Source organism: Arthrobacter sp. 10T416, assembly GCF_056394165.1.
Window position 1 is genome coordinate 560,815 of record NZ_JBFTHI010000001.1, and the last position, 23,477, is coordinate 584,291.

A 23,477-nucleotide genomic window follows, 5' to 3' on the forward strand; every position below is an offset into this window, starting at 1 on the left:
GGGCGGGCGCCCGCCGTCGTACTTACCCGCGAAGGGTTGCTACAGCATGCAGCTGACGCAGCCCTCTACCTCGGTCCCTTCCAGCGCGAGCTGGCGGAGACGGATGTAGTAGATGGTCTTGATGCCCTTCTTCCAGGCGTAGATCTGGGCCTTGTTGATATCGCGCGTGGTGGCGGTGTCCTTGAAGAACAGGGTCAGGGACAGGCCCTGGTCCACGTGCTGGGTGGCTGCGGCGTAGGTGTCGATGACCTTCTCGTAGCCGATCTCGTACGCGTCCTGGTAGTACTCCAGGTTGTCGTTGGTCAGGTACGGCGCCGGGTAGTACACGCGGCCCAGCTTGCCTTCCTTGCGGATCTCGATCTTGGACGCCACCGGGTGGATCGAGGAGGTGGAGTTGTTGATGTAGGAGATCGAGCCGGTCGGCGGGACGGCCTGCAGGTTCTGGTTGTAGATACCGTGCTCCATGACGGAAGCCTTCAGCTCGCGCCAGTCATCCTGCGTGGGGATGTGGATGTTCTGGAACAGCTCGGCAACCTTGGCCGTCTGCGGGACCCATTCCTGCTCCGTGTATTTGTCGAAGAACTCGCCGGAGGCGTACTTGGACTTCTCGAAGCCGCCGAAGGTCTGGCCGGTCTGGATGGCCAGCAGGTTCGAGGCCCGGACAGCGTGGTACACCACCGAGTAGAAGTAGATGTTGGTGAAGTCCAGGCCCTCTTCGGAGCCATAGTGGACCCGCTCGCGGGCAAGGTAGCCGTGCAGGTTCATCTGGCCGAGGCCAATTGCGTGGCTCTGGTCATTGCCGCGGGCGATCGAGGGCACCGAGGTGATGTTGGACATGTCCGAGACCGCGGAGAGGGACCGGATGGCCGTCTCGATGGTCAGGCCGAAGTCCGGCGAGTCCATGGTCTTGGCGATGTTCAGCGAACCCAGGTTGCAGGAGATGTCCTTGCCGGTGGCGTCGTAGGACAGGTCATCGTGGTAGGTGGTGGGCTGGGAAACCTGGAGGATTTCCGAGCACAGGTTGGACATGATGATCTTGCCGTCGATCGGGTTTTCCCGGTTTACGGTGTCCTCGAACATGATGTACGGGTAGCCGGATTCGAACTGGATCTCGGCGAGGGTCTGGAAGAACTCTCGGGCCTTGATCTTGGTCTTCTTGATCCGGGAGTCGTCCACCATCTCGTAGTACTTCTCGGTGACCGAGACATCGGAGAACGGCATGCCGTAGACCTTTTCGACGTCGTACGGGGAGAAGAGGTACATGTCCTCGTCCCGCTTGGCGAGCTCGAAGGTGATGTCCGGGATCACGACGCCGAGCGAGAGGGTCTTGATGCGGATTTTCTCGTCCGCGTTCTCCCGCTTGGTGTCCAGGAAGCGGTAGATGTCCGGGTGGTGCGCGTGCAGGTAAACCGCGCCGGCACCCTGGCGGGCACCGAGCTGGTTGGCGTAGGAGAAGCTGTCCTCGAGGAGCTTCATCACGGGGATGACGCCGGAGGACTGGTTCTCGATCTGCTTGATGGGCGCGCCCACCTCGCGGATGTTGGTCAGCGCGAACGCCACGCCGCCGCCGCGCTTGGAGAGCTGCAGTGCGGAGTTGATGGAACGGCCGATCGACTCCATGTTGTCTTCGATGCGGAGCAGGAAGCAGGAGACCAGCTCGCCGCGCTGCTTCTTGCCGGCGTTCAGGAACGTCGGGGTGGCCGGCTGGAAGCGGCCTTCGATGACCTCGTCCACCATCTGGGTGGCGAGCTTCTCGTCACCGCGGGCCAGGTGCAGGGCCACCATGCAGACGCGGTCCTCGTAGCGCTCCAGGAAGCGCTTTCCGTCGAACGTCTTCAGCGTGTAGGAGGTGTAGAACTTGAACGCGCCCAGGAAGGTCTCGAAGCGGAACTTCTTCTTGTAGGCGCGGTTGAAGAGCTCGCGGATGAAGTTCATCGTGTACTGGTCGAGGGTTTCCCGCTCGTAGTACTCGTTCTTGACGAGGTAGTCGAGCTTTTCCTCGAGGTCGTGGAAGAACACGGTGTTGTTGTTCACGTGCTGCAGGAAGTACTGGTGGGCGGCCTCGCGGTCAGCCTCGAACTGGATCTCGCCGTTGGCGCCGTAAAGGTTCAGCATGGCGTTCAGCTCGTGGTAGCCCAGGCCCTGGTAGGCGGCGGGCAGCGCGGGCTTCTCGCCCGGAACGGTGTGCTTCTCGGTGTGCCTCTCGACGGCGGAGGGCGCCGGGGCACCCGCCGCGTCTACTGCGGTGTCTGCGACAGTCGTGTCCAAAATTCTTCCAATCCTTGTTGTACTCGGCTGACGTCTTCCGGCGTCCCCATGAGTTCGAATCGATATAGGTGCGGGACCTGGCATTTGGCGGCGATGATGTCGCCGGCCATGCAGTAGTTGTCCCCAAAGTTCGTGTTGCCCGCCCCGATCACTCCACGGAGCTGATGCCGGTTTCTCGGATCGTTCAAAAAGCGGATGACCTGCTTCGGAACGGATCCCTCTCCCCCGGTTCCGCCGTACGTGGGAACCACCAGGACAAAGGGCTCAGTCGCCAGCAGGGCCGGTTCCCTCGCGTGGAGGGGGATGCGGGCGGCGTCGATACCCAGCTTCAGGACGAAGCGTTCGGTGTTCTCTGAGGTGGAGGAGAAGTAGATGAGGTGGCTGGCCGTGGTCCGGGCGACTGCTGCCGGCTGCGTGCTGGCGGTTGCCAGTGCCATGGGAGTCACCTCATCCGATGTGGTGGTGCTTTGGAGGGGCTTTCAGGCAACCGCGACGGCGGCAGCCTGTGCCAGTTCTTCGATCTTGTCCGGGCGGAATCCGGACCAGTGGTCCTGGTCCGTCACGACGACCGGAGCCTGCATGTAGCCCAGGGACTTGAGGCGCTCAAGGGCCTCGGCATCCTGGGAGATGTCGACGCTCTGGTAGGCGATGCCCTTCTTGTCGAGCGCGCGGTAGGTGGCGTTGCACTGCACGCAAGCCGGCTTCGTGTACACCGTAACGGTCATGTCCTGGTCCCCTTTGTTGAAGTCTGTGGTTCGTGTCCGGTGGGGCCGACTCGGAACAGGAATCCTTATCCGTTACTGGCCTCGTTTAGCGGTCAGCGACCGCTCCGCTCGAACTGTATGTCGATACTACATGTAGTGCAAGAGTCCCGCGCGGACCCCAAGATGATGTATTACAAGTATGTCATTTAACGCACCTTTAATCCACAGCCGGGGGCCTTCAAAATGTCCGGATTTCAGCCATTTTCGCGGACGAAATCCACACCCTGTGGAGTAGTTAGCCACAATTAACCCTCCCGCGTGTCGCGCACTGGACGGCGTGTCGCGGTACTCCCGCCAGGGGCTCCAACGTGGCACGTGGCACTACATGTAGTGCCTAACGGCACAGGGGCGACGACGACGCCGGGCGGCTGGTCCCGCGAACGGCCTACGGGCGGCCTGCAGGCGGCCTGCGGGCGGCTACTCCGCCGGGCGGAGGGAGGTGATGGTCTGCCGGATCTCTTCGTACTCTTCGGTCCCGGTGTACGCCTCCGGGGTATCGACGTTGGGTGTGTCACCGGGGATCGCGGCAAGCGGATCGTAGACACCGCTGAAGGCCGCCACACCGGGCGGCCAGGTGAAGAACTGGAAGATCGGACACGCGCTCGGTCCGGTTGGCAGCGGCGCTGAGGTAATGCCGTAGGACAGCGACGCCGGCCGCGACGGGTATGCCGCCTGGTCGTCCCGGCCCTCAAAGACAAACATGGGTGCGGTCCCCTTTTGCTCCAGGGCCGGCACCTCCCCCGAGTCCATCAGGGCATAGGGATACTTCGCGGGGCAATCGGCTTTGAGGATGATGTTGGTCCGCAGCGTCGCCACGGACTTTCCGGCGGCGGTGAGGACTTCGACAAAGATTCCGCCCGGCGCCGCCTCACGCGCCCTGTCCTTGACCGTCCAGGTCGACGGGTAGTCGAACATCAGCTTGCCGTCCGGCGTCGTATAGGTCTTCCATTCGAGCTGCGCGGACGCCCGCGGCGACGCCTTCGCCGGTTTGGGCGCTGGCTTTGAGGTGGCGGGGGTGGTCACACCGGCGGAGGTTCCCGGATCCACCGGCAGGCTGCTGGGCGACGAGCAGGCGGTCAGCAGTGCAGCAACAAAGACTGCGGCAGAAACTCCCCTGCTGGCTGGACCGGACCGGCTCATGGCGCCCTCCCCTCCCGGGTGCAAGTACTCCGCCTATTCTGGTCCATCCCCACCGGGACAGTAGGGTCTTTGGGCCTCCGGCCGGGAATCGGCCGGCATCATCCAGCCTCCGTGTATCCACACGGCAGGGAACACGGCAGCGGGGACCGGCGACGAGTCGCCGGTCCCCGCTGTAGCTTCCGGTCTCGGCCGGACGCTCAATGGTGCGTGGATTACCGCTTCAGGAGCGTGTTGCCGTAACCGGCGTCGCACTTGCCGTCATGGATGACGCCCGCACCCGGGGCCACAGCGTAGTTGCTGGCCGGGTTGAAGACGGCGGTGCGCATGTTGGTGACCTGGCTGGCGCAGGCGTCTGCTCCGTCAGAGCTCATGCTCTGGCCGCCGATCCACATGTCGATCCAAATGGTGGAGTTGGTGCCGCCGGCGTTCACGCCCTGGTGGCAGGGGCCGCCCTGGGGATCGTTCCCGTCGCCGCAGCTGTCCTCAACGATGAAGTAGCGGCGCACGTCCGGAAGGTAGATGCGCGTGCCGGCCGGGAAGTCCAACACGTCCTTGCCGGAAGCGGTGGAGTGGCCCACGGCGATGGTGATGGGGTCGTTGTACGTCCCGGCGCCGCCAGCCGACTGGTGCAGGATCGGGTGGCTGATCGTGGCGGAGCCCACCGGGGTGTTGTCGTACCAGGTGTACGCGGTGGTGTACGTGGTGTTCACGACCCGCTCGGAGGACGACGCCGGCACCACGGGAGCCGGGGCCGGCTTCGGGGCCACCGGAACCACGGCGGGGACCGCGGGGGCGGGTGCAGCGGGCACAGCTGCGGCCTTCTGCGCGGCGGCCTGCGCCTGGGCAGCAGCCTTCTGCGCAGCGGCAGCAGCCACTGCCTTGGCCTTCTTGGCGGCGACGGCGGCGGCCTTGGCCTTCTCGGCGGCGGCACGCTGCGAGGCGCCGACCTCGGGATTCGACTTCTCCGGCGAGGCGCTGGAGGTGGCCTGAACGCCGGCTGCGGCCGACTCCGAGGATTGAGCGGATGAGTTTGAGGCGCCGGCTCCCGCGCCGCACGCCGAGGCGGCGAGGAGGACGGAGAGCATGCCGGCAGCCAGCAGATAGTTTCTGCGCATGGAAAATAAAGCCTATTCATGGGAGTGCGGAATCGGGAAAGCCCTCTGGAAGCCTTGCCCGGAATCGGTCACGGTCTGCGGAGCGCAGGGGCGCTGCCGCCGCGGGACTTATCACACGCAAGAGCATTCAAAACACTCCGACAGGCATGTGGGCCAACCGGTGACCTAAACGTTACCTTGTCCCGGTCGGGGTGGCTAATCGTGGGAACTCCCACACCTCAGCCGGACGGCGTCGTCGTGGTCGACGTCGTGAAGAGCTGGTTGCCGTAGCCGCTGTCGCATTTGCCGTCGTGGATGATTCCCGCTCCGGGCGCCACCACCAGGTTGGCCGCGGGGTTAAAGACGGCAACCCGCACGCCGGTTACCTGGTCCGCGCACCGCTTGGTGAACGACTCTCCGGCACCTTGGCCACCGATCCAAATGTCAACCCACCTGGCGGCACCCCTGTGCGTGGAAGCGGTGGCATGGCACGGCCCGGCTTCGGGAGTCGGTCCGTCCCCGCAGGTGTCTTCGACAATGAAGTAGCGGCGGACGTCAGGAAGATAGATCCGGGTCCCCGCCGGGAAATCCAGGACGTCCCGTCCCGTTGCGAGGGAATGCCCGACGGCGATGGTCACCGGGTCCGCGTAGCTCCCGGTCCCGCCGGCTTTCCGGTGCAGCACCGGGTGGCTGATGTCCGGCGAACCCTCGGGGGTGTTGTCGTACCAGGTGTAGGCCGTGATGTAGGTGTCCGGAACCGCCGTCCGCGCAACGGGCAGAGCCGACGCCGGCGGGGCGGGTGGGGCGGGCGGTACCGGGGGCGCACTCTCACAGGCAGCGGCCACAAGGAGGATTGACAGCGCGGCAGCCAGCAGTCCGGTTTCCCTGCGCATTGGTCATCCGCCTCCACTCAGTCGGGCCCGTAGGTTGAACGCTACGCCTGCCTCCGCGATGGCGATAGCACCAATTCCGCGGGCCTGGAAAGTCATCCGCGCGTGTCCGCCCGGCTGCCGCGGCGCGCCCCCAAAAACCGGTTATCAGACGGCGTACTTGGTGCCGGAAAACAAGTAGAACCGGCCAAAAAACGCGAGTGTTACCCACGCGTGTGTGACCCCATAGGGCGCTCCTAACCTCAAAAGACAAGGGGGCCCGCCATAGGCCGGCGACCCGTAGGGCTTCAGGGGAGAGATCAAACGAGCGCCGGTTTCTTCTCATGGAAATCGATCGCCAGGCCCGGGTTGGATCCCCGGCCACCAGCGGTGGCGCTCACGCCCTGGCCCAGGCCAGGACTTCAGCAAACGATTCCATGGCGAGGCAATCCATGACGAAATCATCCCCTGTTTCCGGCACAGCACCAGTCTTCTTTGACCCCAGCGGGAAAAGGTGGCGGCGGGTTCTTGCTGCCCTCGTTGCAAGCATCCTTTTGATTGCCCTGTCCATTGTCTGGATCCTGCCGGCCGCCAGCGCTCCGGTCTGGAACGTGCAGGAAAACCAGGCCGCCGATTATCCGCGGAAGCTGCTCTCCAGCCAGGACCTCCGGAACATTCCCAGGATTGGTCCCGAGGGGGGCTTTGCCTTTGACCGCATTGCCCTTATTGAACGGAAGAACGGCAAGGTCTACCTGAAGGATCCCTTCAGCAGCACCATCTGGCGGGAGGCTACTGCGGACGAAATCGACCTGATCGGCAATAGCAAGTACGCCATGGAAACTTTCGGCAAGCCGGCGGACCACACCCTGATGCTGACCTTTGATGACGGCCCGGATCCGCGCAACACACCGCAAATCCTGGACCTGCTCTCCCGCGAAGGGGTCCCGGCGACGTTCTTTTCCGTCGGTGACAACATCGTCAAATTCCCGGATATCTTCAGCCGTATGGTCAAGGAAGGCCATATGGTGGGCAACCACACAATGTCCCACATTGATTTCTGGGCCCACGATGACGCCTTCAACCGCCAGCAAATCATTGGCGCGGACCGGGTGATGCGCGCCGCGGACAACTACGCGACGCGGTTGTTCAGGATCCCCACCGGCGACCCGGGAAACAATTCGCTCGCCCTGCTTCAGGCCCAGCAACTGGGGTACCTGCACATCAATATGGATTTCGATACGAGGGACTGGTCCTATCCCCCCGGCGTGCCGATCAAACCCCAGAAACTGGATGGCCAGGGCCATATTGTCCTGGTGCATGACGGCGGCGGCGATCGCAGTGCAACTATTGAAATGCTGAAGACGTTTATTCCCATGGCCAAAGCCCAGGGCTACACCTTCACGACGGTCCAGCCCATCCTGCCGGCCGAGTACGTTCCCCAGACCGGCGTTAAGGGATCGGTCGCAGACGACGCCACCCTCGCCGCAATGACGTCGTATCTGGTCACCCCTAACGTAGTGCTGACCTGGCTGTTCTGGTTCGGCATCGGTTCCCTGACCATCCTGACCTTCCTGTACGTGGTGCTGGCGGTCATCAGCAACAACCGCCAGAAGAAGCGCCGATGGGCCGACGTCAAGGACGAGGACTGGCCGTTCGTAAGCGTGGTCCTTCCGGTCTTCAACGAAGAACTAGTGGTGTCCAAAACCCTGGATGCCCTGAAAGCCAGCGACTACCCGCGCCTGGAAGTGGTGGCGATCAATGACGGCTCCACGGACAGCACCCTTGCCGTGCTTTCCGAATACGCAGAGACCTGGCCCCAACTGCGGGTTATTGACCAGCCCAACGGTGGAAAGTCGGCAGCGAGCAACCACGGGATTGCCCAGTCAAGGGGCGACATTGTGGTGACCCTGGACGGCGATACCCTCTTTGAGCCCCAGACCATCAAGATGTTCGCCCGGCATTTCCTGGCACCTCGGCACGGGAAGATTGTGGGCGCCGTGGCCGGGCACGTCAAGGTCGGAAACCGCCGCAACCTCCTGACCGCCTGGCAGAGCCTCGAATACCTGTCCGGCATCTGCGTCACCCGGATGGCTGAGGGACTGATGGGCGCGATCTCCATTGTCCCGGGCGCGTGCGCCGCGTGGCGGCGCGAGGCACTCCTGGAGGCCGGCGGCTACTCCCACGACACACTGGCTGAGGACGCCGACCTGACCCTGTCACTTCAGCAACTGGGATACAGCATTGTCCAGGAGAATTCCGCTATCGCCTGGACCGAGGCACCCATGACCATGAAGGGGTTGTTCAAGCAGCGGCTCCGCTGGACCTACGGCAACATCCAGACCCTGTACAAGCACCGGTCGATGCTCTTCAACCCGCGCTTCGGCGCGCTCGGCCTGCTGACCATGCCGTACGCCCTGATTTCCGTGGTGGTCCCCCTGATCTTTATGCCCCTGACGGTGATCGTCGCAGTCAACAGCCTGATCCACGGCGAATGGCAGGCCGTCGCATGGTTCTCGGCCTTCGTAGCCGGCACCCACATGCTCATCTCGATCGTGGCGGTCCTAATGGTCCGCGAGAGCCCCATGCACCTGATCGTAGTGCCCATCTACCGGCTCATCTACGAACCCCTCCGTGCGTACGTGGTGTTCGGCTCGGCTCTCCTGGCACTGCGGGGCACCGCCGTCGGCTGGTACAAACCGGAGCGCACCAACAGCGCGCTGATGCCGGCGGCGCCCGCCACCGCAGCCGCACTGGCACCCGCGCCCGTTCCCGCGGACCGGTTGGCGCATCTGTGAACGCCGGCCCGGCGGGCGGGAAACAATTTCCCCATAGCGGCCGCCCTGGCCGGCGGACATAATGGGCACTAATGCGACCCCGAAAAGTGCCCGCACCCCGCCGATGGGCCACCACTGTGGCGGCGCTGGCCGTCGTGATGGCCAGCGCCGGCTGCACCTCCACGCCGCCGGGCAACTACGGTCAGGAGGAAGGGGTGAGCAGGACCTCACCGAACGGCCAGTGGTTTGGCGGCTACATCGATGTCACGCTGACGCCGGGCCTGCGGCTGCAGGACCTGCCGAAGCAAGGTTCCGTCACCACGGTCCTGTCCTTCATCAGCGCCCACCCGCAAAAGCCGTGCGAGCCGACGTGGGACGGCACCCACACCCTTGACGAGGCGGGCGGACGGCTGGATGTTGACGCCCAAGTCGATCCCTACCGGGCGGCAGGCAACGACGTTGCCGTCTCTTTCGGCGGCCAGCTCGGCAAGGAACTGTCCGGGACGTGCACTGACACCGCGGCGCTGGTGAAGGCCTACACGAAGGTCATCTCGCGGTACGGCCTCGACACCGTGGACTTCGACGTCGAAGGCACGGGCCTCGCCGACCGTGCCGCTGCCGAACGGCGCGCCGCTGCCGCCGCAAAATTGCAGGCCGCCCGTCCCAACCGCAACCCGCTCAAGGTGTGGCTGACCCTTCCCGTCTCCCTGGATGGGCTCACCCCCGACGGCGAAAAATCCATCACCGCTATGCTCGACGCCGGCGTGGATCTTGCCGGCGTGAACATTATGGTGATGGACTTCGAACCCCTGGACCCGGGCAAGACCATGCTGAACGCCGCGACGATGGCGGCCGAGTCCACCCACCAGACGCTCACTGCCCTCTATGAGCGCGCCGGGAAGCCACTGGACACGGCGGCCGTGTGGCGCAGGATGGGCCTCACCCCCATGATCGGCACCAACGACGTCAAAGGGCAGACCTTCACCCTGGCGGATGCGGCCGGCCTCAACAGTTACGCCGCGGAGCGGGGCATGGGACGGATTTCCATGTGGTCCCTCAACCGGGATAAGGCGTGCACTGCCAGCAGCCAGCCCGAACCCGGCAGCAACGCTTCGAACAGCTGCAGCGGCGTGAAGCAGGTGCCCGGGAAGTTCGCGTCCGTCCTGGGCAAATCCTTCACCGGCTGAACCGGCCCTATCCGGGGTGGCTGCAGAGGATCTGCTCGACGCCCATCCGCCCCTCGGCGAAGCTGCGCAGCGCGCCCACCAGGTAAAGCCGCCAGACCCGGGCGATTTCAGCGCCCATCATCTCCACCGCCGCGCCGTGGTTCTCCTCGAACCGCGCGTACCAGGCCTCCAGGGTCCGAACGTAGTCCCGGCGCATCGCCTGGACTCCCTCCACCTCGAAACCGGCATCCTCCAGGAAGCCAAGCGTCTCCCCCACCGGCCGCATGTGCATGTCCGGGGCGATGAACGATTCAATGAACGGCCCGCCGCCCGGATGCTTGCCGCGCCGGGACATCTGCTGCACAAGGACGCGGCCGCCCGGGACCACGTTGTTGAACAGGGCGGAGGCGTACACGGGGTAGTTCCGCTGTCCGACGTGCTCCCCCATTTCCAGTGAGGCCACGGCGTCGAAGGGCCCGTCGGGGATCTCGCGGTAGTCCTGGACCCGGATCTCCACGCTGCCGCCGGCCCCGCTGCCGTCCAGGCCGAGGTCTTTGATCCGGGCGTCGATGAACGCCTTCTGTTCGACCGAGAGGGTGACGCCTACGACGTCGACTCCGTAGTGCCGGGCGGCGTGCAGGCTCAGCGAACCCCAGCCGCAGCCGACGTCGAGCAGCCGCATCCCGGGCCGCAGACCGATCTTGCGGCACACCAGGTCCAGCTTGTCCCGCTGGGCATCCTCCAGCCCGTACCCGTCGGACGAATCCGTCCAGTAGCCACTGGAGTAGGCCATCTGCGGATCGAGGATCAGCGCGTAGAAATCGTTGCTGAGGTCGTAGTGGTGGCTGATGGCGGCGCGGTCGCGGATCAGGCTGTGCAGGCGCCCCTTCACCTGGGCCTGGCTCGCGGGCGGCGCGGGCGGCGCGCCCAGGGCACCGGCGGCCTTGGCGATCCGTCCCACGCCGGCAAGCACGCCGGGGGTGGGGCGGATCCCGGTCAGTCCGCGGTCGCGGACCACCTTCCAGAGGTGTTCGAGCGCGGCATTGAGGTCGCCGTCGACGTCCAGCTCGCCGGTGACGTAGGCCTGGGCAGCGCCCAGCTCACCCGGTGCCCAGAGCAGCCGCCGGACGGCGTCCGGCGAGTTGAGCCGGACCACCGGGGCGCCGGAGGGTCCGGCTTCGCTTCCGTCCCAAGCCACCAGGCGCACCGGGAGTTCGCCGCCGACCACCGGGCGCAGGACCTCGGCGATGGTGGTCGCGAGAGCGGCCGTCACTTGGCGTTCCGATCGCCGGTACCGGCAACGGAGGCGCGCGCCGCGGGCTTGGCGGCCACCTTGTCCAGGACGATCTGCTGGACATTGAGGTAGCCGGTCTCAAATCCGGCGCGGGAGTAGCACAGGTAGAAGAGCCACATACGCTGGAAGACGGCGTCGAAGCCGAGCGCCCGGACGTCTTCGGCCCGGGCCATAAAACGCTCTTCCCAGAGCCGGAGTGTCTGGGCGTAGTGCTCGCCCATGGCGAGGCGTTCACGGACCCGGAGGCCGGTCTGCTTTTCGGTGACTTCCTCGATGGCCCGCACGGACGGGATGACGCCGCCCGGGAAGATGTATTTGTGCACCCACGTGTAGCTGGTCCGGGTGGCGATCAGCCGGTCGTGGCCGATGGTGATGGCCTGGATGGCGACCTTCCCGCCGGGGGCCAGGACCCGTTCGATGGTCTGGAAGTAGGTGGCCCAGTACTCATAGCCGACGGCCTCGATCATCTCGACCGAGACGACGGCGTCGAACTCGCCCTCGACGGCGCGGTAATCCTTGAGTTCGATCGTAACGGCGTCGGCGTAGCCGGCCTCGGCCACCCGCTGGCGTGCGAGTTCCTGCTGCTCGCTGGAGAGGGTGACGGAGTAGACGGTCGCTCCGCGGGCGGCAGCCCGGAGGGCGAGCTCGCCCCAGCCGGTGCCGATTTCCAGGACCCGGGTGCCCTCCGTGACTCCGGCCTTGTCCAGCAGCCGGTCGATCTTGGCCTGCTGCGCACCGGCCAGCCCGTCCCACGCCACGGTCCGCAGCGCGTCGCCGCTCTCCGGGAACAGCGCGCTGGAGTACGTCATGGTGCTGTCGAGGAAGGTCGCGAAGAGGTCGTTGGAGAGGTCGTAGTGGCGGGAGATGTTGGAGCGGGTGTTCTGCTCGGTGTTCCGCTCGGTCCGGGGGGTGCGGGGCAGGTAGAGGCCGCGCAGTTTCTGCAGCGGCTCCGGTACCAGGGTGCCCACCCGGGCGGCGAAGACCTCCATCACAGCCGTTAGGTCATCGGCATCCCAGTCACCGGCCATGTAGGACTCGCCGAGCCCGATCAGGCCGCCGTCGCCGAGCCGGGCGGCGAAGGCCTCCGGCCGGTTCATCGTCATGACCGGGAACCCCTCTCCGGCCGTGCCCAGGACGGTGCCGTCCGGGTAGCGGACCTCCAGCGGCAGGCGGCGTACCGCGGCGCGGAAAATCGCGTCCGCAGCCTTGCCCGCAACCCGGGCCTTGAGGCTGGAGGGCACGACGGCGATGCTCGGCCAGATCGCGGCGTCGATGTTCGCGGGGGCCTGCGGAACCGTGTAGGGAACTGGCCGCTGGAGGTCCGCCGGGGTCGACGGCACCTGGTCCAGGGCCGCCGGGGTGGTCTGCGCCGGGGTCTGTGCCGATGGGCGGGGTCCGGTCGCTTCGGTCATGGTCACTGGACTGCCTCCTGTGAGGGGTGGTGTGGTCGTTTGATGATGGGCAACCGACGTGCCCAAAGCTTGATTCCCTGCCAGCGGATCTGCGCTGCAACGCGCAGCGGGGCCAGCGGGACGGCGAGCGCCGCGGCCAGGATGTTCGGCACGGTGGCTTCGCTGCGGGCGCCGTCCATGGTGGCGACGAAAGGTTTCTGGCCCTCCCGTTCCAGCACGATCGAGACGGAGAGCCGGTCCGAAGGTTCGGGCAGCTTCATCCGGTACTGCCCTTCGACGTCGTTGAACGGCGAGACGTAGAACGCCTTGGGCACGGTGGCCCGGCCGGCGTCGTCCGTCTCCAGCAGGTAGCAGTGCCGTTCACCGTACGTGTTGTGGACTTCGGCGACGACGCAGCGCAGCTTTCCGGCCGCGTCGTGGCACCAGAACAGGCTGAGCGGGTTGAACACATGGCCGAGGACGCGTGCGCTGGCCAGCATGGTGATGCGGCCGCCGTCGAGCGCGATGCCCTGGGTGGCGAGGTAGCGGTCAACGTTTCCGCGCAGCGTTCCGTTGGGGTCACCGAGGTGGTCGGCCGCGGAGAAGCCGGCCAGTGGCGCCAGCCAGCGCGGCAGGGCCGGGAGGGCGTCGACGTCCACGTACCAGCTGTAGCTGCGGTAGGTGAAGGCGTTGCGCAGCGGGGTGCGCCGCACGTGCGCTATGGAGGTGCGGTAGATGGCCGCGCGGGTGCTCATGCGCCCTCCAGGGCTGCGACCTGCAGCTCCGGCGCGCCCGCGTCTTCCCACTCGCGTCCCAGCTTCGCGGCGGCGCGGACTCCGGAGAGCGCCCCGTCCTCGTGGAAACCCCAGCCGTGGTAGGCGCCGGCGAACGCGACGCTCCCGTCGCCGAGGCTGAGGATCTGCTGCTGGGCACGCACGGAGTCCGGCGTGTACTGCGGGTGTTCGTAGGTCATTGTCTCCAGGACGGTGCCATCCCCGATCAGCTCGGATTCGCCGAGGCTGACGATGTAGCGTTTCCCGTCGGCGGGCTCGAGCCGCTGCAGCCGGGTCATGTCGTAGCTGACCAGCACGCGGTCGGGGCGGGCGTCGCAGGAGGGGAGCCGGTAGTTCCAGGACGCCTTGGCGTTGTTACTGGCGGGCAGGACGGCGTCGTCGCGGTGGAAGACGGTGTGGTTGACCGAGTACGGCATGCCGGCGAGGGCCTCCCGCTCGGCGGGCGTGGCGTCCTCAAGCATCCGCAGGGCCTGCGCCGGGTGGGTGGCGATGACGACGGCGTCAAAGGTCTCGGTGCTCTCCTGGCCGCCCGCGGCGCCGGTGGTGGTCACGTCTACCCCGCCGTCGTGGCGGCGGACGCGGGTGACAGGGCTGGAGAGCCGGACGTCGGGCAGTGCCGCGGCGATCTTGTCCACGTAGCTGCGGGATCCGCCAGTGACCGTGCGCCACTGCGGGGAGCCCTTGACGCCCAGCAGGCCGTGGTGGCCGAGGAAAGTGAAGAGGTAGCGGGCCGGGTAGGCCAGGGCGGTGACGGGGTCGCAGGACCAGACCGCGCTGACCACCGGGGTCATGAAGTGCACGATGAAGTAGCTGCTGAATTTCTCCCGGTCCAGGAACTCGCCAAGGGTCAGCTCGGGTGCGCCCGGGGTGGTGTCCTCGTTCAGGAGCGCGCGGGCCCGGCGGTAGAAACGCGTGACTTCCAGGAGCATCAGCAGGTAGCGCCCGCGCAGCAGGGTGGACAGCTGCGGGATGATGCCGCGTGCTCCGGCCCGGGCGCCGGCGTATTCCAGGCCGCAGCCGTCGCAGCGGATGGACATGCTCATCTCCGAGTCCTGGGTCTGCACGCCCAGTTCCTTGAAAAGCCGCAGCAACGTGGGGTAGGTCCGGTTGTTGTGGACGATGAACCCGGTGTCGATGCCCAAGGTGGGGCCGTCAGCCTGGGCGACGTCGTGGGTGTGGGCGTGGCCGCCCAGACGGGCATCAGCTTCGAACACGGTGACGTGGTCCCGACGGTTAAGGACGTAAGCGGCGGTCAGCCCGGCCACTCCGCTGCCGATCACGGCAATGCGCCGCCCGTTCGGAATACTCGCTTCTTGCTGCACTGATCTGCTCCTGTTGCCTCGCCTGAATTGTCCTCATGGACCGTCTACAGGGCAATTCGTAACTGCGGGGCGGCCGGATGAGTCCGAATTCCCAGCGGCTGCCTGCAGTCCAATGTGCCAGAATGAAGCGGGATTTCGGTCCCGGCTCACCGTAACCACTGAAGGGCAGTCCGTGATCAACCCCGTGCACCTCCGAACGCTGGTGGAAGTGGTCCGGCTGGGCTCCTTCGCCGCGGCCGCCACCAGGCTGGGTTACACGGCGTCGGCGGTGTCGCAGCAGATGTCGGCACTGGAGCGGGACACCGGGGTGGATTTGTTTCAGCGCTCGGCCCGCAGCATCCAGCCCACGGAAGCCGCCGTCGTAATGACCCGGCACGCGTCCAAGGTCCTGACGGACATTGACGCGCTGATGGCCGCAGCCGCCCGGACCAGTGACAGCGCCAGCCAGGAGCTCCGGCTTGGCATCTTCCCGAGCCTTGCCACCTATGTGCTCCCCCGCATCCTGCAGAATCCTGACTGGAAGAAACTGGGGATCGAGCTGCGGGTGTCCGTGGCCGAGCCGGGCCAGACCATCCAGGGCCTGCGGACCGGCGGCGAACTCGACGTCGCCCTGGTCTATCAGGTGGGCCAGTCCGGGCTGGCGTGGCCGCATACGGTCAACCGGCAGTGGATTGGTGACGACGACTTCCGGGTGGTGCTGCCGGCGGCCTGGGGCATCGGTCCCGGATCCAATGTTGCGGCCGACCACCTGTCCGACATGCCGTGGATCATGCACCACCCCGGGACGTCCGACGCCACGGTCATTGAACGCCTGTTCGCCAGCTGCAACCTGCACCCGCGTGTGGTGGCGTACAGCGACGACTTCCACGCCAGCCTGGAGATGGCGGCGGCCGGCCTGGGTGCGGCCCTGGTTCCGGAACTGGCCCTGCTGCACCGGCCGGCCGGGGTGGTGGTGCTGGACGTCCCCGAGATCCGGCTGGCCCGCAACGTTTTTGCCCTGCTTCCCAAGGAGCAGCAGACGGCCCAGGTCCAGCTGTTCGTGGAGCTGCTCTCGGACACGCTGCACAAGCTGGGAACCACGCGCCGGGAGTGATGGCTAAGGGGTCCGGCGCTTCTTCGCGCGCTTCCAGGCTGCTTTCCCGGTCGCTTTCCCGGCCGCTTTGCCCGCCGTCTTCCCGGCCGGGGCCACCAGGGTGCGGATGATCCGGTCCTTGAGCGTGGTGTACGGCGGGTAGATCAGTTCCAGCGTGTCCGGCCGCGTGGGTTTGGACAGCGTGGCTCGCTCGTGGGAGAAGGTCCGCAGGGAGTGCTCCCCGTGGTAGGCGCCCATCCCGCTGCCGCCCACCCCGCCGAACGGCAGGCCCGGCACCATCAGGTGCGCGGCAGGCACGTCGAAGCACAGCGCCCCCGAGGAGGTCTGCCCGGCGAACGCCCGCCGGGTGTCGGCGTCGTCGCTGAACACGTAGAGTGCCAGCGGCTTGGGACCGGCGTTGATGGTCCGGATCGCATCGTCCCGCCCGTTGACCGGGACCAGCGGCAGCAGCGGGCCGAAGATCTCCTCCCCCATCACGGCGTCCCCCGGCGCCGGGCGCAGCAGCGTCGGCTCGAAGTACCGGCTGGCCGCGTCCCGGCCCCCTCCGTGCACCACGGTGCTGGTGTCCGCGAGCGCGGCGATCCGGTCGAAGTGCCGGCGGTTGATGATCCGGCCGTAGGAGCCGCTGGCCGCCGCGTCCCTCCCGAACAGCGCAGTGATGGCCTTGACCAGTTCGGCTTCCAGGGGCTCAAGGACGTCCTCTGCGGCCAAAACGTAGTCCGGCGCCACACAGGTCTGCCCGGCGTTCATGAACCGGCCCCAGGCAATCCGCTTGGCCGCCTTGACCAGGTCCGTGGTCGCGTCGACGTAGGCCGGGGACTTGCCGCCGAGCTCCAGGGTGACCGGCGTCAGGTGTTCGGCAGCAGCCCGCAGCACCACCTTGGCGGCCGCTTCGCCGCCGGTGAAGAAGATGTGGTCGAACTGCTCAGCCAGCAGCGCCGTCGCCTCGGGGATGCCGCCTTCGACCACCTCGGCCGCGCCGGGCAGGTAGTCCGGAATCCAGCGCGCCAGCGCCGCTGATGTGGCGGGGGCATGCTCGCTGGGCTTGAGCACCACGGTGTTGCCGGCCGCGAGGGCGCCGGCCAGCGGCGCGAGCAGCAACTGCAGCGGGTAGTTCCAGGGCCCGATCACCAGGACCACACCCAGCGGAGTGAGCTCGGACCAGGCTTTCGCCGGCTGGACGGCCAGCGGAACGGGAACCGGGCGCGGCCGGAGCCAGGCTTCCAGGTGCTTCTCGAGGTGCGACGCTTCCGCCGTGACGAATCCGATTTCCGTCAGCTGCGCTTCTGTCCCGTGCTTGCCCAGGTCAGCGGCCAGGGCGGCGGCGAACTCGCCCCGCCGCTCGGTGAGCATCCGCCGCAGGTTGCGGAGCTGCTCCAGCCGCCACGCCTGCGGGCGGGTGGTTCCGCCGTCGAAAACGGCGCGGGCACGGGCGACGGCGGCGGCAACAGTTTGCATCCGATCAATGTACCGGTCCCCCGCCGGACTCCGCCGCCGGTATCGGATAAATGCCGGGCGGTGCTGGAACGGACCACTTTTGAGGACTATGTTGAAGACATGAGCAAGGTAGCGAGCCGGCACTTTGGGGAGATCGAGCTCAACCACGGGCGTGACCACAACTTCGCCGCTAGACACGAACTGGCCGGCCAGCCCCTCGAGCTGGACCTCAACGTCGACGCCCATGACCATTTCGACGAGGCCGCCATGCACAAGGTCGACTACCGGCTGCGGTTCCTTCCGGAGCTCGTGGACCAGGTCCGCGAGATGATCGCCGAGGAGCTGGAGCAGGACGGCACCAGCCCGCAGGAGTATCTCCGTTTCCATTGCAACGCGCTCAAGCCCGAACACCTCAAGCAGGTGTTCGGCGTCGAGGAGAAGTCGCAGCTGACCAACCAGGTCTTCCTGAAGGCCCTCAAACTCGGCCACGTGGGCATCTACCCGGGCCAGCCGGAACGGTACTTCGTGCTGGACTTCACGCTCGGCGCGCACTTTACGGACGAGATCCTGGTCGCTTCGGCGGACGAGGACGGCGTCGTCGATGACGAGATCCTCTGGGAATCCTGAATCGATTGCTCCGAGGATGCCCTTTTGACCCCTCAGAACGGCGCCTACTCAGCAATCGATGACTGAAACGGACGACGCCGGCCGGTCACCCTGGGGGAGGCCGGCCGGCGCCGTTTGGTGCCGTCGATTGGTGAGACGGGCTTTGGAACGGACCCTGGTGCTACTTGGCCGCTTCCAGCAATCCTGCGCGGACCACCTTGGTGGCCTCGACCAGGTTGCGCAGCGACTCCTCCGTCTCGGCGTACCCGCGGGTCTTCAGGCCGCAGTCCGGGTTGACCCAGAGCTGGCGCGACGGAACGTGCTTGACGGCGGTGCTGAGCAGGTCGGTGACTTCCTGCTCGCCGGGGACGCGGGGCGAGTGGATGTCGTAGACGCCCGGACCTACGCCGCGGCCAAAGCCGTGGGATTCGAGATCGTGCACTACCTCCATGCGGGAGCGGGCCGCCTCGATCGAGGTGACGTCGGCGTCGAGGCCGTCGATCGCGTCGATGATCGCCCCGAACTCCGAGTAGCACAGGTGCGTGTGCACCTGGGTGGCGTCGCCGGCGCCGGCCGTGGCGAGGCGGAACGACTTCACGGACCAGTCCAGGTAAGCCGCCTGGTCCGCCTTGCGCAGCGGCAGGAGTTCGCGCAGGGCGGGCTCGTCCACCTGGATGACCTTGATGCCGGCCGCTTCCAGGTCCGCGATCTCATCACGCAGGGCCAGGGCCACCTGGTTGGCGGTTTCGCCGAGCGGCTGGTCATCGCGGACGAAGGACCAGGCGAGGATGGTCACCGGGCCGGTGAGCATGCCCTTCATCGGCTTCCCGGTCAGGGACTGCGCGTAGGCGGCCCAGTCCACCGTAATCGGGGCGCTGCGAGTGACATCGCCCCACAGGATGGACGGACGGGTGCAGCGTGAGCCGTAGGACTGAACCCAGCCGTGCACTGTGACGTCGAAGCCCTCGAGGTTTTCGGCGAAGTACTGCACCATGTCGTTGCGCTCCGGCTCGCCGTGGACCAGGACGTCGAACCCCAGCTCCTCCTGCAGGTCGACGACGCGCTTGATTTCGTCCTTCATCAGCTGCTCGTACTGCCCGGTGCTGAGATCTCCGCGGTTGGCGCGGGCCCGGGCGGTGCGGACCTCGGCGGTCTGCGGGAAGGACCCGATGGTGGTGGTGGGCAGCGGCGGCAGGTGCAGCGCCTCGGCCTGCGCGGCTTCGCGGACGGTGTAGGCGGAACGGCTGAAGTCGGCGTCGGTGAGGGCTCCGGTGCGGGCCCGGACCTCGTCCCGGCGGACACCCTCGGCGGCCGCGCGAGAGGCGATGACGCGGGTGGCCTCGTCGATCGCAGGCTGGGCCGCCGCGGCGTCGGTCAGCAGCCCGGCGAGGGTCACCACTTCGACGGCCTTCTGGTCGGCGAACGCCAGCCAGCTGCGCAGCTGCGCCGAGAGCTGGACTTCCTCCTCGACGTCGTGCGGGACGTGAGCGGTGCTGGTGGAGGTGCTGATCGCGAGGCGGGACACCGAGTTCTGCAGTTCCGCGATCTTCGCCGCCGAGGCCGCGAGGTCGTTGCGCCAGATGTTGTGGCCGTCCACGACGCCCGCCACCAAGGTGGTGGTGCCCAGCGCGGCCAGGGCGGCGGCGGAAGGAACGTCGCCCTTGAAGACGTCCAGGTGCAGGGCGTCGATGCCGGTAGCGGCGAGGGTGCCTAGCTGGCCGTTCAGTGCACCGTACGGGGTGGAAACGAAGAGCTGCGGCCGGCGCGCGGCGCCGGTCAGGACCTCGTAGGAGCGGGCGACGGCAGCCTGGATCTCGACGGCCGGGGTGTCCTGGTCCACAACAAGGGCGGGCTCGTCGAGCTGGACCCAGCTGGCTCCGGCCGCGGCAAGCTTCTCCAGCAGGGCCGTGTATACGGGGAGGACGTCCTCCAGGCGGGACAACGGGTTGAAGCCGGCCGGCGCGTCGTCCGACGCCTTGCTCAGCAGCAGGAAGGTGACCGGTCCGACGATATAGGGGCGGGTCTCGATCCCGTTGGCGAGGGCGTAGGCGAATTCGTCCACGATCCGGGTGGAGGTCAGCGCGAAGCAGGTCTCGGGGCCGATTTCCGGGACGAGGTAGTGGTAGTTGGTGTCGAACCATTTGGTCATTTCGAGCGGCTGCTGGTCCTTGGTGCCGCGGGCCAAAGTGAAGTAGCCGTCGATGTCGAGCTGGCCGTCGGCGTCGAGGAGGTTCCCGAAGCGGGCGGGGACGGCGCCGAGGTGCGCGGCGGCGTCGAGTACCTGGTCGTAGTAGGAGAAGGTGCCGGGGACAGCCGCGGCTTCAACCAGGCCCAGGTCCTGGAGTCGCTTGGCGGTCCCGAGCTGGATCTCCTTTGCGGCGGCGTCCAGGGCGGCGGCGTCGATGGTGCCGGCCCAGTAGGCCTCGACGGCTTTCTTCAGTTCGCGGCGGCGTCCGATGCGGGGGTAGCCGAGGAGCGAGGCGGCCGGGAACGGGGTGGGGACAACGGTGTTCTGCTCAGTCATGGGAAGTCCTAAGTGTCGGGTGGTGCAGTGGGAGGAAAGTGTGGGCTGCCGCTCAGCTGGCGAGCTGGCGGCGGGCGGACGGGCGCTGGTGGCCGCGGTGCGGGCGTGGCAACGCCAGCTTGTCCAGCACGTCGAGGGCACTGGCGTGCTCGTTGAAGGTGTAGAGGTGCAGGCCGGGCGCGCCGGCATCCAGGGCGGCGTTGGCCAGGTCCACGGTGGCGCTGACCCCGATGCGGTTCCGTTCGGCGTCGGTGTCCGCGGCGGCGAGCCGTTCGAGCAGCTCGGGTGCCGGTTCGACGCCGGTCAGTTCACCGAGCCGGGTGAGCCGGCGGATGCTGGTCAGCGGCATCACGCCGGGGATGATCGGGATGGTCACGCCGGCGCGGCGTGCCCGGGAGAGCAGCTGCGCGTACTGCTCGGTGTGGAAGAAGACCTGGGTGATGGCAAAGTCGGCGCCGGAGCGTTGCTTGGCGAGCAGCACCTCGACGTCGTGGGCCTCACTGGGCGACTCGGGATGGCGGGTGGGGTACGCCGCCACGCCCACCGCGACCTTCCCGGCGCACAGCAGCGCTGACCGGCGTTGTTCGACCCGGCGGATGAGCTCGATCAGGTCCTGGGCGTAGCGCAGGGATCCCTCGGCCGGTACTCCCCCGTCCTTGGGCTGGTCGCCGCGCAGGGCGAGGATGCCGCGGACGCCGACGTCGAGGAGTTCGCCGATGATTTCGGCCAGTTCCTGCGGGGTGTTGCCCACGCAGGTCAGGTGCGCGAGGGGGCGCAGGGTGGTGTCCTGCACCAGCCGGTTGATGAGTTCGACGGCGGTGTTCCGGTTGGAGCCGCTCGCCCCGTAGGTGACCGATACGTAGTCAGGGCCGGTGGCTTCGAGTTCGCCGATGGTGGTCCAGAGTGATTCGGATGCCGCGGGTGAGCGGGGCGGAAACAGTTCGTAGGACAGGGCGACGGGGGCCGAGCCGGCAAGATTTGGATGGGTGTCAATGAGGCTTGGTGGCGACATTTGCGTCCTTGGCTGTGAGCCATTGGTGCCGGCCGGGCCGGATGCGGCCTGCTGGCACCAATGAGTTGAGTTTGGGGAACACGGAGGAAACTTCAGCAGGGCGCAGCCGCGACTGTTACGCCTGATACGAAGTTGTCCGTGAGCAAATGTCAGGCCCACATGGGGGCACCCACACCCTCCTCGGCTGCCCGTGGAATGTTCCGTCGGGCGGGCCTGCAGCGGAGGATCGCTGACACGTTACCGCGGTAACTTGTGTACGACTTTAGGGGCCGCCGGGGCGGCATTCAAGCCGGCAGCCGAATTAAGACGAGACTTTACGCCTGTTGGCGGCATGCGGCAGAAGATTGTTCGTTGGAAAGGCTTCTTTTATGGCCGGCGCCTCCCCGGGACCAGGACCCCACGGCCCCTCCCCCTGAACGCGGCGCAGGTCTATTCTGGGTGCATGATCCAGCTTCCAGCCAGCTACCAGGAGTATCTCGCCGGTAAGAGCGAGAGCCTCATCAACACTGTCCGGCCGATCCTGATGCAGTCGGCGGCGGACCGGTTGCACGGCGTCCGGGTGGTGGTGCACCCGCACGACCATCAGGCGCACCTGGACGACACCATTCCGTTCGGCACCGTCATCGAGGACATCGACTGAAGGTTCCGGGCTAGCCGTCCAGCAGGAGGCGCTGCGAGCGGGGCGCCAGCGTGTGCTCAAGGACCAGGCAAGCGGCCCCGACGGCGCCCACGTCCTCGCCCACGCCCGTGCCTACCACTTCGATGCCGTGGATCTTCCGGGTGGCGCTGCCCTCCGCGATGAACCCCGGGATAAGCTCCAGGTAGGCCGGGGACAGGCATGACCAGAACGGCCCGCCAAAGACGACGCGGTCCACGTCCAGGGCGTTGGTCACCGCTGAAATGGCCCGCCCCACCAGCACTGCGGACTTCCGGATGATGTCCAGCGCCACGGTGTTCCCGCCGTACGCCAAGGCGCAGAGTTCGGCGAAGCGCTCCTGGATCACCGGGGCGCTCCGGTCCTCGGAGGCACTGTCAAGGACACCGGCAGCCTCGGCCTGTGCCACCAGGACCTGCGGGATGGCCGAGGATTTCACGCAGCCGCGCTGGCCGCAGTCACACGGGGGCCCGTCGGGATCCACGATGATATGTCCGATTTCCCCGGCGTTGCCGGATGTGCCGCGGACCACTTCATCGTTGAGGACTATGCTGCAGCCGATCCCCGAGCCCATGTACATAAACACGAAGCTGCCCGCGCCGCTGGGACCGCCGGCCCAGGTTTCGGCGACGGCTGCGCTGGTGACGTCCTTGTCCATCAGCGTGGACAGCCCTGTGGCCTCGGCCAGGGCGTCCCTCAGTGGAACGCGTTCCCACCCCGGCAGCAGCGGCGGGTCCACCACCGCGCCTTCCTCGAGATCGATCGGGCCCGGCGAGGCGATGCCAAGCCCGGCGACCTTGGCCCGGTCCACGCCGGAGTCCTCGATGAGCTGCAGAATCTCGGCGGCGATGGTGGCGATGATGGACTGCGGCTCGGGGCGGGACGGGGTCTTGATCCGTGAATGCATCACGACGGCGCCCACCAGGTCCAGCAGGACAAAGGTCAGAACGGCGGGATCCAGGTGGACTCCGACGGCGTACATCCCGCCCGGATTCAGCCGGAGCATGGTCCTGGGCTTGCCCGGGCCCGTGCCTTCCTTGCCGGCCTCGACGATCAGGTTCTGGTCCAGCAGGCGGCGGGAAATGTTGGAAATGGTCTGCGGTGAGAGGCCCACGATCTGCGCGAGTTCGACCCGGCTCAGCCCGCCGGGGGCGCGCCGGATTGCGTCCAGGATGACTGTGAGGTTGAAATCCCCCATCCGTGGAAGGTTCGTCCCGCGCCGCGGCGAGGGTGTTCGGATCTCAGTCACTGATACCTCTAAACGTCTTCGGCCA

The 23,477-nt window shown here is 66.8% G+C and carries 19 protein-coding genes; 5 read left to right on the forward strand and 14 right to left on the reverse strand.

Annotated elements, in window-relative coordinates; translation table 11 throughout:
- Positions 1-39: 39 nt before the first annotated feature.
- The 6 genes from nrdE to AC1DBE_RS02580 all read right to left on the reverse strand — a co-directional run bounded on the left by nrdE (position 40) and on the right by AC1DBE_RS02580 (position 6,159).
- Positions 40-2,160, reverse strand: a complete 2,121-nt coding sequence (nrdE, locus tag AC1DBE_RS02555; RefSeq protein WP_476879812.1) for a class 1b ribonucleoside-diphosphate reductase subunit alpha — start codon at positions 2,158-2,160, stop codon at positions 40-42.
- A 77-nt stretch (positions 2,161-2,237) separates the two neighbouring features.
- A complete protein-coding gene (gene nrdI / locus AC1DBE_RS02560; protein ID WP_476969499.1) occupies positions 2,238-2,705 on the reverse strand; it encodes a class Ib ribonucleoside-diphosphate reductase assembly flavoprotein NrdI in 468 nt (155 codons plus the stop codon).
- Positions 2,706-2,747: 42 nt separating this feature from the next.
- The gene (gene nrdH / locus AC1DBE_RS02565; RefSeq protein WP_018773329.1) at positions 2,748-2,993 is read right to left on the reverse strand and encodes a glutaredoxin-like protein NrdH; all 246 of its coding nucleotides are present in this window, start codon (positions 2,991-2,993) and stop codon (positions 2,748-2,750) included.
- 456 nt (positions 2,994-3,449) lie between these two features.
- A complete protein-coding gene (locus AC1DBE_RS02570; RefSeq protein WP_476969500.1) occupies positions 3,450-4,172 on the reverse strand; it encodes a hypothetical protein in 723 nt (240 codons plus the stop codon).
- A gap of 212 nt (positions 4,173-4,384) precedes the next feature.
- Entirely contained in the window at positions 4,385-5,287 is a 903-nt protein-coding gene (locus tag AC1DBE_RS02575) for a hypothetical protein (protein ID WP_476969501.1), read from the reverse strand.
- A 218-nt stretch (positions 5,288-5,505) separates the two neighbouring features.
- Entirely contained in the window at positions 5,506-6,159 is a 654-nt protein-coding gene (locus AC1DBE_RS02580; RefSeq protein WP_476969502.1) for a hypothetical protein, read from the reverse strand.
- Positions 6,160-6,587: 428 nt separating this feature from the next.
- Here AC1DBE_RS02580 and AC1DBE_RS02585 point away from each other — a divergent pair, with 428 nt between their 5' ends.
- Both AC1DBE_RS02585 and AC1DBE_RS02590 read left to right on the forward strand, forming a co-directional pair.
- Positions 6,588-8,930, forward strand: coding sequence for a bifunctional polysaccharide deacetylase/glycosyltransferase family 2 protein (locus AC1DBE_RS02585; protein ID WP_476969503.1), 2,343 nt, complete (start codon positions 6,588-6,590; stop codon positions 8,928-8,930).
- A gap of 71 nt (positions 8,931-9,001) precedes the next feature.
- Entirely contained in the window at positions 9,002-10,096 is a 1,095-nt protein-coding gene (locus AC1DBE_RS02590) for a chitinase (RefSeq protein WP_476969504.1), read from the forward strand.
- 7 nt (positions 10,097-10,103) lie between these two features.
- On the opposite strand, the gene AC1DBE_RS02595 is transcribed toward AC1DBE_RS02590, so the two are convergent.
- From AC1DBE_RS02595 to AC1DBE_RS02610, 4 genes are read right to left on the reverse strand one after another with little or no spacing between them, the layout of a single operon-like run.
- Positions 10,104-11,348, reverse strand: coding sequence for a class I SAM-dependent methyltransferase (locus AC1DBE_RS02595; RefSeq protein WP_476969505.1), 1,245 nt, complete (start codon positions 11,346-11,348; stop codon positions 10,104-10,106).
- Positions 11,345-12,787 (reverse strand): class I SAM-dependent methyltransferase, encoded by a 1,443-nt coding sequence (locus AC1DBE_RS02600; RefSeq protein WP_476969506.1) that lies wholly within the window; start codon positions 12,785-12,787, stop codon positions 11,345-11,347. Before AC1DBE_RS02600 ends, AC1DBE_RS02595 begins: the two co-directional genes overlap by 4 nt.
- Positions 12,784-13,515, reverse strand: a complete 732-nt coding sequence (locus AC1DBE_RS02605; RefSeq protein ID WP_476969507.1) for a DUF1365 domain-containing protein — start codon at positions 13,513-13,515, stop codon at positions 12,784-12,786. Before AC1DBE_RS02605 ends, AC1DBE_RS02600 begins: the two co-directional genes overlap by 4 nt.
- A complete protein-coding gene (locus AC1DBE_RS02610; RefSeq protein ID WP_476969508.1) occupies positions 13,512-14,876 on the reverse strand; it encodes an NAD(P)/FAD-dependent oxidoreductase in 1,365 nt (454 codons plus the stop codon). The genes AC1DBE_RS02605 and AC1DBE_RS02610 overlap by 4 nt, the downstream gene beginning before the upstream one ends.
- 172 nt (positions 14,877-15,048) lie before the next feature.
- On the opposite strand from AC1DBE_RS02610, the gene AC1DBE_RS02615 reads away from it, so the two are divergent.
- Positions 15,049-15,969, forward strand: coding sequence for a LysR family transcriptional regulator (locus tag AC1DBE_RS02615; RefSeq protein ID WP_476969509.1), 921 nt, complete (start codon positions 15,049-15,051; stop codon positions 15,967-15,969).
- A gap of 3 nt (positions 15,970-15,972) precedes the next feature.
- Here the strand turns inward: AC1DBE_RS02615 and AC1DBE_RS02620 are convergent, their stop codons facing one another.
- Positions 15,973-17,427: an aldehyde dehydrogenase family protein gene (locus AC1DBE_RS02620; protein ID WP_476969510.1), complete on the reverse strand. Its 1,455-nt coding sequence runs from the start codon at positions 17,425-17,427 to the stop codon at positions 15,973-15,975.
- 99 nt (positions 17,428-17,526) lie between these two features.
- Here AC1DBE_RS02620 and AC1DBE_RS02625 point away from each other — a divergent pair, with 99 nt between their 5' ends.
- Complete coding sequence (locus AC1DBE_RS02625; RefSeq protein ID WP_476903308.1) at positions 17,527-18,033, forward strand: DUF2004 domain-containing protein; 507 nt, start codon at positions 17,527-17,529, stop codon at positions 18,031-18,033.
- A gap of 160 nt (positions 18,034-18,193) precedes the next feature.
- On the opposite strand, the gene metE is transcribed toward AC1DBE_RS02625, so the two are convergent.
- Both metE and AC1DBE_RS02635 read right to left on the reverse strand, forming a co-directional pair.
- Positions 18,194-20,536, reverse strand: coding sequence for a 5-methyltetrahydropteroyltriglutamate--homocysteine S-methyltransferase (gene metE, locus AC1DBE_RS02630; RefSeq protein ID WP_476969511.1), 2,343 nt, complete (start codon positions 20,534-20,536; stop codon positions 18,194-18,196).
- Between the two features lie 52 nt (positions 20,537-20,588).
- The gene (locus AC1DBE_RS02635) at positions 20,589-21,548 is read right to left on the reverse strand and encodes a methylenetetrahydrofolate reductase (RefSeq protein ID WP_476969512.1); all 960 of its coding nucleotides are present in this window, start codon (positions 21,546-21,548) and stop codon (positions 20,589-20,591) included.
- A 442-nt stretch (positions 21,549-21,990) separates the two neighbouring features.
- Between AC1DBE_RS02635 and AC1DBE_RS02640 the strand changes: the two genes are divergently transcribed.
- Positions 21,991-22,188: a hypothetical protein gene (locus tag AC1DBE_RS02640; protein WP_476879544.1), complete on the forward strand. Its 198-nt coding sequence runs from the start codon at positions 21,991-21,993 to the stop codon at positions 22,186-22,188.
- 10 nt (positions 22,189-22,198) lie between these two features.
- Here AC1DBE_RS02640 and AC1DBE_RS02645 read toward each other — a convergent pair whose 3' ends face one another.
- Positions 22,199-23,401, reverse strand: a complete 1,203-nt coding sequence (locus AC1DBE_RS02645) for an ROK family transcriptional regulator (RefSeq protein ID WP_476879545.1) — start codon at positions 23,399-23,401, stop codon at positions 22,199-22,201.
- Positions 23,402-23,477: the final 76 nt, after the last annotated feature.